This window comes from Rhodococcus sp. OK611, from assembly GCF_003050885.1.
Classification (GTDB): domain Bacteria; phylum Actinomycetota; class Actinomycetes; order Mycobacteriales; family Mycobacteriaceae; genus Rhodococcus_G; species Rhodococcus_G oryzae.
This window is the reverse complement of the sequence record NZ_QAOZ01000012.1, coordinates 88786-105386: the sequence shown is the minus strand read 5'-3', so window position 1 is coordinate 105386 and position 16601 is coordinate 88786. Positions and strand designations below refer to the sequence as shown.

Below are 16601 nucleotides of genomic sequence, written 5' to 3'. Positions count from 1 at the left end.
TCATGCAGAAAGTTGGGTGTGAGTCCTGTGCGGCGAACCAGAGTGGTGTCCCTCGTTGCGGCCGGTGCGCTCGTCCTCGCCGGTGGTGTCGGCGCGGTGCTGCGATCAGATCCGGCGCCTGCCGAGTCGTACCTCACCGACGGCCAGGGACGTTCGCTCGTCCTCCGCGGATTCAACACGGCATCCAGCGCGAAGAGCACCCCCGACGGCATGCCGGAGTTCACCGAGGCCGACCTCGAGCGGGAACACACCGACATGGGCACCAACTTCGTCCGGTTCCTGATCTCCTGGCGCTCGGTGGAGCCGGAGCCCGGCGTCTACAGCCAGGAATACCTGGACCGGGTGGAGGACCGCATCGACTGGTACGCGGACCGCGGCTATCACGTCATGCTCGATATGCACCAGGACACCTGGGGGGCCGCGATCACCCCGGGCGGCAAGGCCGGCAACGGTGCCCCCGCGTGGGCCACGTACATGGACGGGTTGCCGGTCGGATCGCACGACATGTGGGAGCAGTACTACCTCGACGCAGGCGTGATCCGCGCCTTCGACAACTTCTGGAACACCACCGGAGCGCACCCCGAACTCTCCGAGCACTACGCGAATGCGTGGCGGGCGGTGGCCGAGCGATTCGCCGACCATCCCGCCGTCGTCGCCTACGACCTGATGAACGAGCCCTACGGCGGCACCCTGCAGGGCCCCGTCTTCGAGTCAGGGCCGCTCACGTCGCTCTACCAGAAGTCGGCGGACGCGATCCGCACCGTCGACCAGGACAGCTGGGTCTGTGTGGCGCCGCAGGCGATGGGCAACAACTGGGGCACCCCGAGCGGCCTCGGCGCGATCACCGACAGCCGCGAGGGCGACGCGCGGATCGCCTACTGCCCCCACATCTATCCGCTGCCGATGGACCTCGGTGGGGGCTACGAGGGCACCTCCCGCGACCTGGTCGACGCGACCGTCGCCTCCTGGCGTGACAACACCGTGCGCACCGCGGCCGCCCTCGGCGACGCCCCGATCATCCTGGGGGAGTTCGGGCTCGACACCACGCTCCCCGGTGCGCTCGACTACGTGGACCGGATCTACGCCACGGCGGCGGAGATCGGTGCGGGCGTGAGCTACTGGTCGCGCGATCCGGGTCCGTGGGGTCCGTACGGGGAGGACGGCACCGCCCGCAACCTCGTCACCGCACTCGACACGCCGTACCCGCGCGCGGTCGCGGGCACGCCGATCTCGTGGGAGGCGTCCGCGGACCGGCTCCAGCTGACCTTCCGGCCCGACCGCGACATCTCGGCGCCCACCGAGATCTACCTGCCGCAGCGCGGCTTCCCCGCGGGCGTGGCGGTCGACGGCGGCGAGGTGCTGGCCTGGGATCAGCAATCCCGGCTGCTCACCCTCCGGCAGCCGCAGGCGGACGAGGACGTCACCGTGACGCTCACCCCGGCGCCCTGATCGGTGCCTGACGGGCGTGGGGTGTTAGATGAACGGGTGAGTGACAGCGTCATCGCCTCCGTCCGTGCGCACCTCACCGAGCGGATCGGTGGGCCCGCGCCCTCCGCCGCCTCCGTAACCTTCCTCGGGCTGGAACCGCTGGAGGTACTCCGCTTTCCCGCCGACTCCGACGACCTGGTCCGGTACGTCTCGCTCGGCTGTTCGCGGCATCCGATGGGTGATCCGAGCGACGCCATCGCGGACCCGGTGCGCGGGCCACGCGCGGAGCTGATGCTGACCCTGCGCGGCGGCGTCGGCGTCGCCTCGGGCGTGCACAAGACGCTGGCGATCCTGGCCGCCGCGCCCGCGGTGGAGGGCGTGGTCCTCACGGTCGACGGCCTGCTCGACGTGGGCGAGCCGCTGTGGAAGGGCGCCCCGTTCACCGCGGTGCTGCTGGGGGAGAGCGACGTCGAGGACCTCGAGCTGCCCGAGCCGGCCGATCCGGTGCGCTTCCTCGCCGCGGTGCCGATCACCGGGACCGAGGCCGCCTGGGTGCGGCTGCGCGGAGCCGCGGCGCTGCGGGAGGCGTGGGCGGAGGCCGGGATCGACGTGCGCGACCCGGCGCGCGGGGCGGCCTCGCTCTAGTCAGAGCCAGTTGTTGCGGCGGAACGTGACGAACAGGCCGGCGCACGCGATCACGATCACCGCGACAACACCGTAATAGCCGTAGCTCCAGCGCAGCTCCGGCATGTGGTCGAAGTTCATCCCGTAGATGCCCGCGATCATCGTCGGCACCGCGGCGATCGCGACCCAGGCCGAGATCTTGCGCATGTCGGTGTTCTGCTGCACGGCCACCTTGGCCAGGGCGGCCTCGACGAGGGTGCTGAGCACCTCGTCGAACTCGGCGATCCGCTCGGCGACGATGGTGTGGTGGTCCTGCACGTCGCGTAGGTAGCGCCTGACCTCCTTCGGCACCCCGGTGGTGGTGTCCTGGCTCAGCCGCTGCAGGGGACTGGCGAGCGGGTTCACAGACTTGCGTAGCTCGACGATCTCCCTCTTGAGTAGGTAGATCTGCTCGATCGGGACCCGGGTGCGGGGGCTGAAGACCTCCTCCTCCATGAGATCGACGTCCTTCTCGACGGATTCGGTGACTGCGAGGTACTGATCCACCACGTGGTCGGCGATCGCGTGCAACACGGCCGACGGACCCAGCGCGAGCCGACCGGGGTTGGCCTCCATCAGCGCCCGGACACCGGCCAGGCCGGAGTGTTCGCCGTGCCGCACGGTGACCACGAAGTCGGCGCCGAGGAAGATCATGATCTCGCCGGTCTCGACCACCTCGTTGGCCGTGGTGATCGACTCGTGCTCAACGTAATTCACGGTCCTCAGTACCAGGAAGAGCACATCGTCGTATAGCTCGAGCTTGGGCCGCTGGTGGGCATGCACGGCGTCCTCGACTGTCAGCTCGTGCAAGCCGAAAACCTCTGCGACACTGCCCATCTGATATTCGTCGGGGGCGTGCAAGCCCACCCAGGCGAAGCCCTTGCCGCGGGCGCGGACCTCGGCGAGGGCGGCGGAGTGGGTGAACTTCCCCGGCAGTCGCTCGCCGTCGATGTACACGGCGCAGTCCACGATGGCCCTTGCGGTCGGGACGGGGATCCGTGCCGGGGTGATGCCGGGCGACCTGCGGGTCGGGCGTAGCGACGGCATGGACGGCACAGCAGCCACTCCCTCTCGAGCCCGGCGATGATCTGGGGTCAATCCTAGCCCCGGTGGAATCGGGCGGACGCTGAGCTGCGAGGTGTCGAACCGCTTCCCACAGCCTGAGACAATGGCTCGGTGCGCATCGACCTCCACACTCACACAACTGCCTCGGACGGGACGGACAGCCCCGCTGACCTGGTGCGGCACGCCGCGGACGCCGGGCTCGACGTGGTGGCCCTGACGGACCACGACACCACCGCCGGCTGGGCGGAGGCCGCCGCCGCGCTGCCGGCCGGGCTGAGCCTGGTCCGTGGCATGGAGATGTCGTGCGAGGGCCGCGGCGAGGACGGCAGGCCGGTCGCGGTTCACCTGCTCGCCTACCTCTTCGACCCGACGAACGCGGCCTTCGCCGCGGAACGTGGACGGCTGCGATCCGAGCGGACGTCGCGGCTGCGGGCGATGGCCGAGCGGATGGCACTCGACGGCCTGCCGGTGGACCCGGACGAGGTGATGGCTGCGGCGGGGCCCGCGGCCGGTCGCCCGCACCTGGCGCGGGCGCTGGTGGCGGCGGGGGTGGTCGGATCCGTCGACGAGGCGTTCGGTGACCTGCTCAAGACCGGTGGCCGCTACTACGTGCACAAGGCGGATACGCCGCTGCCCGAGGCGGTGCGGATGGTGTCCGACGCGGGCGGGGTGAGTGTGATCGCGCACGGGCGGGCCGCGAGCCGCGGCCGCCTGCTCGCGATGGAGCAGATCGGCGAACTCGTGGCGGACGGTCTCGCAGGGGTGGAGATCGACCATCACGACCACCTGCCCGCGGATCGGGAGATCCTCGCCGGGATCGCCCGCGAACACGGACTCATCGTGACCGGGTCCTCGGATTATCACGGCGTCAACAAGGCGGTGAAGCTCGGCGAATTTCTCACCGCGCCCAGCGAGTTCGAACGGATCGTGGCCAGGGCCACCGGCATCGACGTGATCTCGGCATGAGGGAGGAGTGCTGATGTCCTTCGACACGACCCTGTACATGACGGCCGTGATCACTCTCTTCGTGATCATGGACCCGCCGGGCGCCATCCCCGTCTTCCTGTCCCTGGTCGGCCGCAAGAGCAAGGAGGCGCGCAACCGGGCCGCATGGCAGGCGCCCGCGGTCTCGCTTGCCGTCATCACGGTGTTCGCGATCGGCGGCCAGGCGATCCTCAACTACCTGCACATCGGGATCCCCGCGCTGCAGGGCGCGGGCGGCCTGCTGCTGTTGCTGATCGCATTGGAGCTGTTGACCGGCCGGGACGCGAATCAGCCGAAGGGCAATGAGGACGTCAACGTCGCGCTGGTGCCGCTCGGGACGCCGCTGATGGCGGGGCCCGGCGCGATCGCCGCGGTGATCGTCTTCGTGAACCAGGCCGAGGGGCATTCGGGTGCCCCGCTGGCCGTGGGGTTGGCGATTCTGACGATTCACCTCATCCTGTTCGTGGTGCTGCGGTTCTCCACGGTGCTGATCCGGCTGCTGGGCGTGAGCGGAATCTCGCTGCTGGCCAGGATCGCCGGACTCCTGCTGGCCGCGATCGCGGTGCAGCTCATTGCGGACTCGGTCCGCGGATTCATCGCAGGTGGGTAGGGACGTGTCGGTCGACGAGTACGAGGACCACGCAGAGAGCAGCGGGGGAGTCGCCCGCGGACTGCGGGCGCTGAGCGGTGCCATGGCGGCGGGCGTTGTGGTGCTGGCGGTGGTCGTCCTCGGCACGTCGTATCTCGGCGGCCAGCGCGGGTTCCCGGGGCCGGGGAAGGTCTCGGTCGGCGCGCACATCGTCGCGGTCGTGTTGGTGTTGCTGGCGCAGCGGGTGGCCGATCACCGGCGGGGTGTCACGGCCGTCTTCGGCTCGGTGGGCGTGTTCTTGGTCACAGGCCTGTTGCTGTGGACCCAGTGGTGGCGTTAGCTCACCAAAAAAGCTACTCACCGGTGAGATTTGCGTGCGGTGAGGCCGCGGTGGCACACTTGTTGCACTTCGCGCCGGTGCTACCCCCCGGTAACGGAGCGAGAGTCGGATTCACCAGCGGCAGATTTCGCGCCCGGGCTCACCCCGCCTGGCGCCTTCGCGCTTCCGAGTTGAGTGCAGCGGCCCGTAGACCAATCGGGAATTGATCGTGCACCCTCGGTTAGCCTCACCCCCATCTCGACCAAAAACCTGCGGCTGCGTCGATTTCCACCTCGGCGCTGCTACTTCCCAGTAACCCGCCCCCGAGTGGGAGCGGCATGAGTAGGAGTGCAATCGTGTCTCTTGTGTCTGAAGCAACCACACCGAAAAAGGTTGAGCTGACCGACGAAGAGATCTTCGCGGGCCATGTCGGCGGCAAGCTCTCTGTCGAGACGACCGCCCCCCTCGATTCTCAGCGCGCCCTGTCGATCGCATACACGCCCGGTGTGGCACAGGTCAGCCGCGCGATCGCGGCGGACGAGACGCTCGCGGACCGCTACACGTGGACCAGCCGTCTCGTCGTCGTCGTGAGCGACGGCACCGCGGTGCTCGGACTGGGCGACATCGGACCGCGCGCCTCGCTGCCGGTGATGGAGGGCAAGTCCGCGCTGTTCAAGCAATTCGCGGGCCTGAACTCGATCCCGCTGGTGCTCGACACCAAGGACCCCGACGAGATCGTCGAGACCCTCATCCGGCTCCGCCCGAGCTTCGGCGCCGTGAACCTCGAGGACATCTCGGCCCCGCGCTGTTTCGAGATCGAGAAGCGGGTCATCGAGGCCCTCGACTGCCCCGTCATGCACGACGACCAGCACGGCACCGCCATCGTCGCGCTCGCCGCGCTCAAGGGCGCGGTCAAGGTCCAGGACCGTGACATCACCGCGCTGCGCGTGGTGATCTCCGGTGCGGGCGCGGCAGGCGTCGCCTGCGCGAACATCCTGCTCGCGGCCGGCATCGCCGACGTCACCGTCCTCGACTCCAAGGGCATCGTGTCCAGCGACCGCGGCGACCTGAACGAGATCAAGGCCGACCTCGCCGCCCGCACCAACCCGGCAGGCCGCACCGGCGGCATCGTCGAGGCGCTCGACGGCGCCGACGTGTTCCTCGGCGTGTCCGCGGGCACCGTGCCGGAGGAGATCATCGCGACGATGGCCCCCGAGGCGATCATCTTCGCGATGTCCAACCCGGACCCGGAGATCCACCCGGACATCGCACGCAAGCACGCCGCGATCGTCGCGACCGGCCGCAGCGACTTCCCGAACCAGATCAACAATGTGCTCGCCTTCCCCGGCGTGTTCAAGGGCGCGCTCGACGCAGGCGCCCGCCGCATCACCGAGGGCATGAAGCTCGCCGCGGCGGAGGCGATCCTGTCCGTCGTCGCCGACGAGCTGGCCGTCGACAAGATCGTGCCGAGCCCGCTCGATCCGCGGGTCGCCCCCGCGGTCGCCGAGGCCGTCGCGGCCGCGGCCAAGGCCGAGGGCGTCGCCCAGGCCTGAGCCTCCAGCCCAGAGCTCGAGGGGCCCCGTCGTGCGGTTGACACCGCACGATGGGGCCCCTTCGCGTTCGGGGTGTCCGGTCTTGCCGGACGCGGGCTCAGCTCAGCGTCGGCGTGCGGCGCAGCCTCCCGGTGCCGGGTACCGAGGCCCACACCGCGACCGCGAGGATGCCGTCGAGGATCAGGGCCAGCGCCGCGACGAGGATCGCACCCACCAGGACGCGGGCATAGTCACCGAGCGCCAAGCCGTCGAACATGTACCGCCCCAGTCCGCCCAGATTGACATAGGCGGCGACCGTGGCCGTGGCGATGACCTGCAGCGTCGCATTGCGCAGCCCGCCGACGATCAGCGGCAGCGCGTTCGGGACCTCCACCCGGCCGAGCACCTGTGCCCTGGTCATCCCCATCGCCCGCGCGGCGTCGACCACGACAGGGTCGACGTTCGCGACGCCCGCATAGGTGCCTGCCAGGATCGGCGGGATGCCGAGCAGGACCAGCGCGATGATCGGCGGGATCAGGCCGAGCCCGAGGAGCAGCACCAGGAACGTCAGGATGCCGAGGGTCGGTAGCGAGCGGAGCGAGTTGACCAGACCGACCAGGATGGCGTCGCCCTTGCGGAAGTGCCCGATGAGCAGGCCCAGTGGGATCGCGATGGCCGCGGAGACGGCCACCGCGAGCAGGCTGTACCAGAGGTGTTCGACGATGCGGGCGCCGATGCCGGTTGGGCCGGACCAGTTCGACGGGTCGGCGATGAAGTCGAAGGCGGAGCCGAAGAGGTTCATGCGGGGCCCTCCGTCGCGCGCAGGACCGCGGCCGGCTCCTCGGCCTTGCGGCTGCGGGCGGTCCTGGTCCAGGGCGTCAGCACGCGACCCGCGAGGTAGAGCAGGCCGTCGATCACCAACGCCAGGAAGACGATCGCGATGATCCCCGCCAGGATCTGGTCCGGGTAGTCGCGCTGGTAGCCCTTGGTGAACAGTTCACCTAGTCCGCCGATGCCGATCAGCGAGCCGACCGACACCAGCGAGATGTTGGTGACGGCGACGACCCGGATGCTGGAGATCAGGACCGGGACGGCAAGCGGCAGTTCGACGGTCAGCGCGCGGCGCAGCGGGGTGAAGCCCATCGCGGTGGCCGAGTCGATCACCGACTCTGGCACCGAGTCGAGCGCCTCGGGCACCGCGCGCACCAGCAGCGCGGTCGAGTAGATCGACAGCGCGATCACCACGTTCATCTCGTCGAGGATGTTCAGCCCGAGCAGGGGCGGGATGGTGACGAACAGCGCGAGCGAGGGGATCGTGAACGCGAGCGAGGCGAGCGTCATGGTGGTCTTGCGCAGCCACGGGACATTTCGGATGGCGATGCCGGCGGGCACCGCGATCACCAGCCCGATCAGCAGCGGCAGCAGCGCCAGGTAGAGGTGCGTCTTCGCGAGGTCGACAACCTGCGAGAAGTTGTCGATCAACCAGCGCATCAGCCGGCCGTCTCGCCGTTGAAGAAGTGCCGGTTCCTGGCCCGGTCCTCGGCCTGTCGCTGGTCCGCGAGCTTGCGGATCACCTCGGATCCGTTGACCCCGCCCACCACCGAGCCGGATTCGTCCACCACGACGCCGATTCCGGACGGCGACGAGATCGCAGCGTCCAGCGCCTGCCGCAGGTCCCCGCCCCGCGTGAACAACGAACCGCCCGCGGATGTGCTCTCGGCCAGTGTGTTGCCTGCCCGGATGCCCTCGACGCCGGTGACGTCGATCCAGCCGCGCGGCGCGCCGTCCTCGGTGACCACGAGCACCCACTCGCCCTGGTCGAGGCGAAGCGCGGCGAGCTCGGACTCGACGGCGGTGCGGATCTCGTGTACCGGCACCTCGTCGGCGGGTCGGAACGACAGCCCGCGGTACCCGCGATCGCGTCCCACGAAGTCGGCGACGAAATCCGTTGCGGGGGAAGCGAGCACGGTCTGCGGATCGGCGTATTGCTGGAGCCTGCCGTGCGGGCCGAACACCGCGACGCGGTCGCCGAGCCGGACCGCCTCGTCGATGTCGTGGGTGACGAACACGATGGTCTTGCGCAGTTCGGCCTGCAGGCGCTGCATCTCGGCCTGTAGGTCCTCGCGGACCACCGGATCGACCGCGCTGAACGGCTCGTCCATCAGCAGGATCGGCGGGTCGGCCGCCAGCGCCCTTGCGACGCCGACGCGCTGCTGCTGGCCGCCGGAGAGCTGGGACGGGTAGCGGGTGGCCAGTGCGGGGTCGAGCCCGACCCGCTCGAGCACCTCGAGCGCGGCCTTGCGGGCCGCGCGCCGCGAATCGCCGCGCAGCACAGGCACGGTGGCCACGTTGTCGACCACGGTCCGGTGCGGCAACAGGCCCGCGCTCTGGATCACGTAGCCGATGCCGAGGCGGAGCTTGACCGCGTCCGTGCGGGTGACGTCCTGGCCGTTCACGATCACCTTGCCGGAGGTGGGCGTGATCATCCTGTTGATCATCCGCATGGACGTGGTCTTACCGCAGCCCGACGGCCCGACGAACACGGTGAAGGACTCGGGCTCGATGACCAGGTCGAGATCGTCGACAGCGGTGGTGCCGTCCGGATAGCGCTTGGTGACCGACTCGAAAGAGATCAAGGCCTGCCGCCTACGACACCGGCTTGTCGAGCCCCTTGGCCGACACCCACTCGGTGGCGGCGGCGTCCGGTTCGGTCTTCGAGTCGCCGGAGACCGAGGTGTTCAGTGCGATGAGCTCGTCGGTGGTCAGCTTGGCCGACACCGCATTCAGGACCGCTGCCAGCTTCTCGGACTGCTTGTCGGCGCGCAGCACCGGCACCACGTTCTGCGCCGGGAAGTTGTACTTCGGGTCCTGGAGGACCACGAAGTTGTTCTTGGCGATGGCAGGCGAGGTGGTGAAGATGTTCGCCGCGGTGACCTGGCCGGAGGAGAGGGCGGCCACCGTGGCCGGTCCGCCGCCGTCCGCGATCGGCACGAAGTTCTGCGGGCTGATGACGAGGCCGTAGTCGGCCTCGAGTCCGGGCAGCCCTCCCGCGCGCTCCTGGAACTCGGCGGGTGCGCCGAACTTCACCTCGGCGGAGTGCGGCGCCAGATCCGCGATCGAGGTCAGCTGCCACTTGTCGGCGGTCTCGCGGGTGACAACCACCGCGTCCTTGTCCTCACCTGGCGCGGGCGTGGTGATCGCCAGGTCGGGGCCGAGCGCCGCGGGCAGGGCCGCGTCCACCTCGGCGGCGCTGGTCGCGGTCGTGTCCTTGTCGAGGTACTGCAGCAGATTGCCGGTGTAGTCCGGGATCACGTCGATGGACCCGTCCTTGACCGCGGGGATGTAGGTCTCCCGGCTGCCGATGTTCAGCTTGGTCTGCACGTCGAAGCCGTTGGCACGCAGTGCCTCCGCGTAGATGTTCGCCACGGTCTCGGACTCGGGGAAGTTCGCCGACCCCACGATGATCGCGTTCGGGTCCGAGCTGGTGCCTCCGCTGCTGCTGAGCGGGTCGGAGTCACCGCCGCAGCCGGCGAGGGCAAGGGAGGTGACCGCCGCGACGACGGCGAAGGGGAGCAGGCGTGGACCCTGCGGAATGCCCATCGAGCGCAGGCGTGGAGCCTGCGGAATGCCCATCGAGCGCAGGCGTGGAGCCTGCGGAATGCCCATCGAGCGCAGGCGGGCGGAGCGGAGAGCTGAGAACCTCATGGCGTCCTTCCATCGGTTCCGGCGGTAGCACCCGTCCCCTTCGGACTGGTTGCTGCGGCGTCGACAAGCCGGATCTCTCGGCCGCTCGAGATGGTGCTGGCCACCGAGTGTAACGATAGGGAGGACATTCGCTGGGTGAGGAGAGGGAGCGTGGCGCGCCATGACGGCTCGGTGGAGGAAGGCCGCGATGACAGCGATGTCCGCGGCCGTTGTGTGCGCGCTCGCCGGATGCACGGTGGACAATTCCCGGCTCGACCAGACGCAGGCACCGGCGGCGATCACCGTCGGATCCGGGGAGAGCGCGGAGTCACAGGTCGTCGCGGAGATCTACGCGGGGATCCTGCGTGGCACCGGATCCCCTGTCGAGGTGGGTTCACCGGAGACCAGGGCGGAGTACGTGGAGGGACTCGGGGCGGCGGACATCACGCTGGTGCCGGACTTCACCGGGCAGCTCCTGCACTACTTCCAGCCGGACTCGGCGCTCACCGATCCCGATGAGGTCTTCGAGGAGCTGAACAGGTCTCTGCCGGAGGGGCTCTCGGTCTCCGACTACAGCGAGGCGGAGCTGGAGGCCGATGATTCGGCACCCGCGGAGAACGTGGTGCCCCTCATGCGCAACGGCGTGCTCACCGAGGATCAGGTCAAGGCGCTCAACGTCGTTGCGGGCGAGCTGACCTCGGACGACCTGGCGTCGATGGCGGAGCGGGTTCGCGTAGGCGAGCTCACCCCCGAGCAGGCCGCGGACGAATGGCGGGCGGCTCGCTGAGAGGATCCCCTGCACGTAGTGAGCTGCCGCGGAAGCGGATCCGGCAACCAGGCGGATCGGCTCTGTCGGTGATCGGTGGGCAATGTGGCCGCCCGAATCGCGTCTGTAATGTCGAACCCCGATGCAGCAGAGCACACAAAGCAGGCGGGGGCCAATGCCGAGGATTGCCGAGTTACCGACCAAGCTGATCGCAGGGCTGGCGCTGGCCTTGATCGGCCTTTCGATTGCCGCACCACCTGTCCAAGCGCAGGCGAGCTCCGAGTCGGCTCCGCAGTATGCGCCGACCATGCTCATTCTCGACGCGTCCGGATCCATGCAACGTCCCGATCCGGCGGGCACGATGATGGACGCCGCGAAGAACGCCGTCCGCACCTTTGTCGGCGCCGCGCCTGCCGAATCGAAGGTAGGACTGACGGTGTACGGCACCGGCACAGGCAACACCGAGGCGGACAAGTCCGCAGGATGTCGTGACGTGCAGGTGCTGCACAAGCCCGACACCCTTGACCGTGCCGCGTTGACCAATGCGGTCGACGGAATCAAGGCCAGCGGGTGGACGCCGATGGGCACCGCAATGCGCCAGGCGGCCGCCGCCCTCCCGGACTCGGGACCGCGCTCGATCGTGCTCGTCTCCGATGGCGACGACACCTGTTCCCCACCGGATCCGTGTGAGGTCGCCAGGGAGTTGAAACAGCGAGGCGTCGACCTGGTGATGCACGCGATCGGCTTCGCGGTGGACGGAAAGGCCCGCGCCCAGCTCACCTGCATGGCGCAGGCCACCGGCGGCACCTACACCGACGCCGCCGACGGACCCGCGCTGGAGCGGACGCTGCCACGGGTAACGGCCGCTGCGCTGCGCAACTACACGGCGGCCGGGGCACCGATCGCCGGAACGCCCACGTACGAGACCGCCCCGGTGGCGAAGCCCGGTCAATACCTCGACACCATGGGCCAGAAGGAGACGCGCTACTACGCGGTCGATGTTCCCGACGGGGCCACCGCCTATTTCAGCGGCACGATCTCCTTTCCCCGCCTGCCCGACATCTCGAGCACCGAGGACATGAATGTTCTCAACCTGCGGGTTTACGGCAGGGACGGCCGAGACTGCAACGAGTTCGTGTTCGAACAGGTGACGAGTTCGAGCGATGGCGCGGCACTGACGGTGGCCGAGACCTTCGACGGGGCGACCGAGAAGCGCGCGGACGACGGCAGCGGTGCCGACAAGTGCAGGGGCGGCGGGCGTTACTACTTCGCGCCGACCTGGGCCACGGTGTCCCACGGTGTGCCGGAACGGCTGCCGATCGAACTGCTCATCGGCATCGAGCCCGCCGCAACCGATCCCGGGCCGATCGCCGTGGCTCCGCCGATCGCCTCTACCGAGCAGGCCGGTCCGGGTACCCCGGTCGTCGGCGGCGGGTCCTTCAATGTGGCCACCGAGCTCGACGGCAGTGGTCGGTACACCGACACCCTGCAGCCCGGCGAGTTCGTGTTTTACCGGGTTCCGCTGGATTGGGGGCAGGGGCTCGCGTATCGGGTGCACTACGGGGAGAACGGCGGCCGAGGCGTGGAGAACATCTCCAACATCCAGACCGCCGTGTACTCCCCGGTCCGCGAGGAGATCGACCTGGATACCGGGTCGTACACCGGCACCGACCGGATGCTGCCGTCGAACGGGGCATTCGCCACGGTGCCGATCCGCTACAACAACCGCACATCCGATGTCCTGGACACCCGCAAGGAAGCCGTGGCCGGGTCGTATTACATCGCGGTCAAGGTGGGCTCGACTGCGGCGGAGGGCGAGAAGCGTCCGGTGCCGATCCGGCTGGACCTGACTGTCGGGGGGAAGGTTGAGGAGGGTCCCTCGTATTCGTCCGGGGTTGCGAACGGGATCTTCGGCGAGAACGCGACGACGCAGGCTGTGAACGCCCCGCCCACCGGCGGTCCTGCTGCCGACACCGTGGTGGTCGAGGCGGCGGGCGGGGCAGGCACCTCGGACTCGAGTTCGTCGACCGCCGTGATCGCCGTGGCGGTGGCCGGAGTCGTGTTGTGCGGCACGCTCATCGGCTGGGTCGCCGTGCGCAGGCGCCGAAGGTAGACGGCTGGCGGCGGTGACGCACGAACGGGCGGTTACCGGGTTCGCGTCTCGGCAATCGTCCCGGTAACCACCCGTTCGATGCGTGAGCTAGACCCTGGTGCGTTCGAGCGCCTCGCGTAGGAAGCCGCCGAGCTCGCGCACGGCGTCGTTGGCCTCCCGCAGGATCGACGCCTGCAGATGCGCGACGTGCCACAGCTTCGGGTACTCGGTGAACCGAACCGTGACGTCGGCGGCGCGCAGCTTGCCCACCAGTTCCACCACCTGTGGGTACAGCACCTCGGAGGTGCCGACGTGCACGATGGTCGGCGGCAGGCCTTCCATGTCGGCATGCAGCGGCGCGAAGCCCGGGTCGGTCGGGTCGCCCCCGTCGAGGTACGCCTCGGCCGCGACGAACGACCACGCCGTGTTGACCACGAGATCGCGATCCTTCGGGGCGTCGCGGGCGCCGGGGTCGACCCAGGGCGCGATCAATCCGAGGGCCGCCGGGTGCACGTCGTGCGCGTCGATCAGGCGCCGCGCGGTGGCCAGCGACAGTCCGCCGCCCGCCGAATCCCCTGCGATGGCAACCTGATCGGCGGTGTACCCGTGCTCGACCAGCAGCTCGAGGTACGCGTCGACCGCGTCCTCCAGCCCGGCCGGGTACGGATTCTCCGGGGCGAGACGGTAGTCGAGCAGGTACACCGCGGATTCGGACTCCCGTGCCAGGTACGCGGCGAGCGACCGGTGGGTGGCGGGCGATCCGAGGGTGTAGCCGCCGCCGTGCAGGTACAGCACGGCGGTGCGGCGCTCGCTGGCGCCGACCGTGATGCGCTCGGCCCTGCGGCCTGCCAGGGTCAGCTCGCGCACGACGGTGTCGCGCGGGAGCCGCTGCAGCGGGGATCCGGCGTCGAGCAGCGCGCGCGCCGCGGGTACCGGCATCTTCGCGTGCAGCGCCACCCGGTAGAACGCGCCGAGGTTGGCGGCGACCAGCGGTCGGGGCAGGAACACCACTGGGCTACTTCCCCTTCGGCATCACGCGGCCGGCGATCTCGGCGACCACACGCTGGTAGCTCGAGCCGACCAGGCGGACCCAGGCATCGAGGAACTTGGCGTCGGCGCCGATCAGCACCCGCGCCTTGCCCTTCTGCACGCCGTTCACGATGACCTTCGCGGCCTGCTCGGGCGTGGTGCGCGCGAGCTTCTTGTCGAAGAACTCGGAGAAGGCGGCGAGGTCCTCCCCTGGCCCGGCGGTCGCGTTGCGGGCGATGGCGGTCTTGATGCCGCCGGGGTGCACACAGGTCACCTTGACCGGGTGCTTGGCGATCAGCATCTCCTGCCGCAGCGACTCGGTGAAGCCGCGAACCGCGAACTTCGCGGAGTTGTATGCGGACTGGCCGGGCATCGAGAGCAGGCCGAACAGGCTGGAGACGTTCACCACGTGACCGTCGCCGGAGGCGAGCAGGTGCGGCAGGAATGCCTTGGTGCCGTTGACGACTCCCCAGAAGTCCACGTCCATGATCTTCTCGATGTCCTTGAACTCGGACTTCTCGAACTCGCCGTGGTACGCGATACCCGCGTTGTTGTAGATCTGGTTGACCTTGCCGAAGTGAGCCGCGATCGTCTCGGCGTACTGCAGCACGGCCTCGCGCTGGGTCACGTCCAGGTGATCGGACCTGACCTCGGCGCCGAGCGCCTCAACCTGGCGCACGGTCTCGGCCAGACCGACGCTGTCGAAGTCGGAGAGGGCGAGCCGCGCACCCTTCTTGGCCAGGTTCAGCGCGAGCGCGCGACCGATGCCGGATCCCGCTCCGGTGATGACGACGACCTTGCCTGCGAAATCGCTCACTGTGCAACAACCTTCTCATCGTCGTCGGCGGTGCCGACAGTGGATGCCGTCCCGCGTTCGATTTCGGCGGCGATCTCGTCGCCGGTGATCGCGGGCAGGTCCTTGGTGGCCACGCTGCGGTACGCAGCGAGGTCGAACTTCTTTGTCGTGTTGCGGAACTGGAAGGTGAAGCCCGGCCACAGCGTGGTGTTGTTGCCGTGCTTGTCGAGGTACCAGCTGGCGCAGCCGCCGTTGTTCCAGACGCTGCGCGCGAGCTTGTCCTGCAGGTCCTTGTTGTAGGCGTCCTGCACGTCCTGGCGGACCTCGATGGTCCCGATGCCGTTGCGCTCGATGGTGTTGATCGCGTCGATGACGTAGTTGAGCTGCGACTCGATCATGAAGACCATCGAGGTGTGGCCAAGGCCGGTGTTCGGGCCGACGAGGAAGAACATGTTGGGGAAGTTGGCGATCGCCGATCCCTTGTAGCCCTGCTGCCCGCTGGCCTCGAAGACCTCCGCGGCGGAGCGGCCGTCCTTGCCGATGATGCCTGCGAAGGTGGGGGAGTCGGTCACGTGGAAGCCGGTGGCCACCACGATCGCGTCGACCTCGCGGGTGGCGCCGTTGCGGTCGACGATGCCGTTGGCCGTGACCTCCGAAATCCCGTCGGTGACCAGGTCGACGTTCGGCTGGGTCAGTGCGGGGTAGTAGTTGTTGGAGATCAGCATGCGCTTGCAGCCGATCTGGAAGTTCGGGGTGACCTTCTCGCGCAGGTCCCGGTCCTTGATCTGCATGCGCAGGTGGCGCTCGGCAGCGAACTGCAGCGGCTTCATGAAGATCGGGGCCTTGGCCAGGCCGACGACCTGGGTCTCGCGCATCCAGTAGATGCCGGTGCGGGAGAGCTTCTGGAACCCGGGCACGTACTTGAACGCGAGCTTCTCGAGCGTGGTGTACTCGCGGTCCGCGCGGGGCAGGACCCACGGCGCGGTGCGCTGGTAGACGTCGAGCCGGCCGGCCTTCGCGGCGAGCTGGGGGACGATCTGGATGGCGGAGGCGCCGGTGCCGATCACGGCGATGCGCTTGCCCGCCAGGTCGGCGTCGTGGTTCCAGCGTGCGGAGTGGAAGATCTCGCCCTCGAAGCCGTCGATGCCCTTGATGTCCGGCAGCGACGGCTCGCACAGCGCGCCGACGGCCGAGATCACGATCTTGGCGGTGAAGGCGCCCTGCGAGGTCTGTACCTCCCAGCGGGCGCTGACGTCGTTCCAGCGCGCCTCCTGCACGTCGCAGTCGAAGACGTGCTTGTCGAGCACGTTGTACTTGCGAGCGACGGTGCTGATGTAGTTCTGGATCTCCTGCTGCTTGGAGAACGACCGGGTCCAGGTCGGATTCAGCGCGAAGGAGTATGAGTACAGATGCGACGGGACGTCGCAGGCCGCGCCGGGGTAGGTGTTGTCGCGCCAGGTGCCGCCCACCTCACTGCCGCGCTCGAGGACGACGAAGTCCCGCTTGCCCTCTTGTACCAGCTTGATCGCGGCGCCGAGGCCCGCGAAGCCACTGCCGATGATCAGCGTGTCGACGTGTCGCGGAGCTCCACCCGGCTTCACGGCGGTGTCTGTAACTGGAAGACTCATGTACCACACAGTAGGGGCTTGTTGAG

Annotated in this window: 16 protein-coding genes and 1 riboswitch; of the genes, 8 read left to right on the top strand and 8 right to left on the bottom strand. The window is 68.9% G+C overall.

What is annotated here, in order from left to right:
* The first annotated feature begins 42 nt into the window (after positions 1–42).
* Positions 43–1449 carry a cellulase family glycosylhydrolase gene (locus C8K38_RS16430; RefSeq protein WP_257017538.1) on the top strand — a complete coding sequence of 469 codons (1407 nt, stop codon included), beginning with the start codon at positions 43–45 and terminating at the stop codon, positions 1447–1449.
* A gap of 36 nt (positions 1450–1485) precedes the next feature.
* The gene (locus C8K38_RS16425; protein ID WP_097212503.1) at positions 1486–2073 is read left to right on the top strand and encodes a suppressor of fused domain protein; all 588 of its coding nucleotides are present in this window, start codon (positions 1486–1488) and stop codon (positions 2071–2073) included.
* Here the strand turns inward: C8K38_RS16425 and corA are convergent, their stop codons facing one another.
* A complete protein-coding gene (corA, locus tag C8K38_RS16420) occupies positions 2074–3147 on the bottom strand; it encodes a magnesium/cobalt transporter CorA (protein ID WP_097212502.1) in 1074 nt (357 codons plus the stop codon).
* Positions 3148–3267: 120 nt separating this feature from the next.
* On the opposite strand from corA, the gene C8K38_RS16415 reads away from it, so the two are divergent.
* The 4 genes from C8K38_RS16415 (at position 3268) to C8K38_RS16400 (ending at position 6601) form a co-directional block, all read left to right on the top strand.
* Positions 3268–4122: a PHP domain-containing protein gene (locus C8K38_RS16415; protein ID WP_097212501.1), complete on the top strand. Its 855-nt coding sequence runs from the start codon at positions 3268–3270 to the stop codon at positions 4120–4122.
* Positions 4123–4135: 13 nt separating this feature from the next.
* A complete protein-coding gene (locus C8K38_RS16410; RefSeq protein WP_077042423.1) occupies positions 4136–4750 on the top strand; it encodes a MarC family protein in 615 nt (204 codons plus the stop codon).
* A gap of 4 nt (positions 4751–4754) precedes the next feature.
* Entirely contained in the window at positions 4755–5069 is a 315-nt protein-coding gene (locus C8K38_RS16405) for a hypothetical protein (protein ID WP_257017537.1), read from the top strand.
* A gap of 335 nt (positions 5070–5404) precedes the next feature.
* On the top strand, positions 5405–6601 hold the full coding sequence (locus C8K38_RS16400; protein ID WP_097212500.1) for an NAD(P)-dependent malic enzyme: 1197 nt from the start codon (positions 5405–5407) through the stop codon (positions 6599–6601).
* Between the two features lie 97 nt (positions 6602–6698).
* On the opposite strand, the gene C8K38_RS16395 is transcribed toward C8K38_RS16400, so the two are convergent.
* From C8K38_RS16395 to C8K38_RS16380, 4 genes are read right to left on the bottom strand one after another with little or no spacing between them, the layout of a single operon-like run.
* Complete coding sequence (locus tag C8K38_RS16395; protein ID WP_097212499.1) at positions 6699–7382, bottom strand: ABC transporter permease; 684 nt, start codon at positions 7380–7382, stop codon at positions 6699–6701.
* Positions 7379–8071 carry an ABC transporter permease gene (locus C8K38_RS16390; RefSeq protein WP_097212498.1) on the bottom strand — a complete coding sequence of 231 codons (693 nt, stop codon included), beginning with the start codon at positions 8069–8071 and terminating at the stop codon, positions 7379–7381. Before C8K38_RS16390 ends, C8K38_RS16395 begins: the two co-directional genes overlap by 4 nt.
* Positions 8071–9216, bottom strand: coding sequence for an ABC transporter ATP-binding protein (locus tag C8K38_RS16385; RefSeq protein WP_097212497.1), 1146 nt, complete (start codon positions 9214–9216; stop codon positions 8071–8073). Before C8K38_RS16385 ends, C8K38_RS16390 begins: the two co-directional genes overlap by 1 nt.
* A 10-nt stretch (positions 9217–9226) precedes the next feature.
* Complete coding sequence (locus tag C8K38_RS16380) at positions 9227–10180, bottom strand: ABC transporter substrate-binding protein (RefSeq protein ID WP_097212496.1); 954 nt, start codon at positions 10178–10180, stop codon at positions 9227–9229.
* Positions 10181–10291: 111 nt separating this feature from the next.
* Positions 10292–10382, bottom strand: a riboswitch (SAM riboswitch).
* A gap of 90 nt (positions 10383–10472) precedes the next feature.
* Between C8K38_RS16380 and C8K38_RS16370 the strand changes: the two genes are divergently transcribed.
* Both C8K38_RS16370 and C8K38_RS16365 read left to right on the top strand, forming a co-directional pair.
* Positions 10473–11051 carry a glycine betaine ABC transporter substrate-binding protein gene (locus C8K38_RS16370; protein WP_108168840.1) on the top strand — a complete coding sequence of 193 codons (579 nt, stop codon included), beginning with the start codon at positions 10473–10475 and terminating at the stop codon, positions 11049–11051.
* A gap of 154 nt (positions 11052–11205) precedes the next feature.
* Positions 11206–13143: a vWA domain-containing protein gene (locus C8K38_RS16365; protein WP_097212493.1), complete on the top strand. Its 1938-nt coding sequence runs from the start codon at positions 11206–11208 to the stop codon at positions 13141–13143.
* Between the two features lie 87 nt (positions 13144–13230).
* Here the strand turns inward: C8K38_RS16365 and C8K38_RS16360 are convergent, their stop codons facing one another.
* The 3 genes from C8K38_RS16360 to C8K38_RS16350 are packed head-to-tail and all read right to left on the bottom strand — an operon-like array spanning position 13231 to position 16575.
* Positions 13231–14130, bottom strand: a complete 900-nt coding sequence (locus tag C8K38_RS16360; protein ID WP_373560266.1) for an alpha/beta hydrolase — start codon at positions 14128–14130, stop codon at positions 13231–13233.
* Positions 14131–14137: 7 nt separating this feature from the next.
* Positions 14138–14968 (bottom strand): SDR family NAD(P)-dependent oxidoreductase, encoded by an 831-nt coding sequence (locus tag C8K38_RS16355; RefSeq protein ID WP_097212492.1) that lies wholly within the window; start codon positions 14966–14968, stop codon positions 14138–14140.
* Positions 14965–16575: a flavin-containing monooxygenase gene (locus tag C8K38_RS16350; protein WP_097212491.1), complete on the bottom strand. Its 1611-nt coding sequence runs from the start codon at positions 16573–16575 to the stop codon at positions 14965–14967. The genes C8K38_RS16355 and C8K38_RS16350 overlap by 4 nt, the downstream gene beginning before the upstream one ends.
* Positions 16576–16601: the final 26 nt, after the last annotated feature.

Bases quoted from the DNA above. Each gene is read 5' to 3' on its own strand.
- C8K38_RS16380 (WP_097212496.1), bottom strand. From the start codon at position 10,180: ATGGGCATTCCGCAGGGTCCACGCCTGCTCCCCTTCGCCGTCGTCGCG.
- C8K38_RS16390 (WP_097212498.1), bottom strand. From the start codon at position 8,071: ATGCGCTGGTTGATCGACAACTTCTCGCAGGTTGTCGACCTCGCGAAG.
- C8K38_RS16350 (WP_097212491.1), bottom strand. From the start codon at position 16,575: ATGAGTCTTCCAGTTACAGACACCGCCGTGAAGCCGGGTGGAGCTCCG.
- C8K38_RS16395 (WP_097212499.1), bottom strand. From the start codon at position 7,382: ATGAACCTCTTCGGCTCCGCCTTCGACTTCATCGCCGACCCGTCGAAC.
- C8K38_RS16410 (WP_077042423.1), top strand. From the start codon at position 4,136: ATGTCCTTCGACACGACCCTGTACATGACGGCCGTGATCACTCTCTTC.
- C8K38_RS16370 (WP_108168840.1), top strand. From the start codon at position 10,473: ATGACAGCGATGTCCGCGGCCGTTGTGTGCGCGCTCGCCGGATGCACG.
- C8K38_RS16365 (WP_097212493.1), top strand. From the start codon at position 11,206: ATGCCGAGGATTGCCGAGTTACCGACCAAGCTGATCGCAGGGCTGGCG.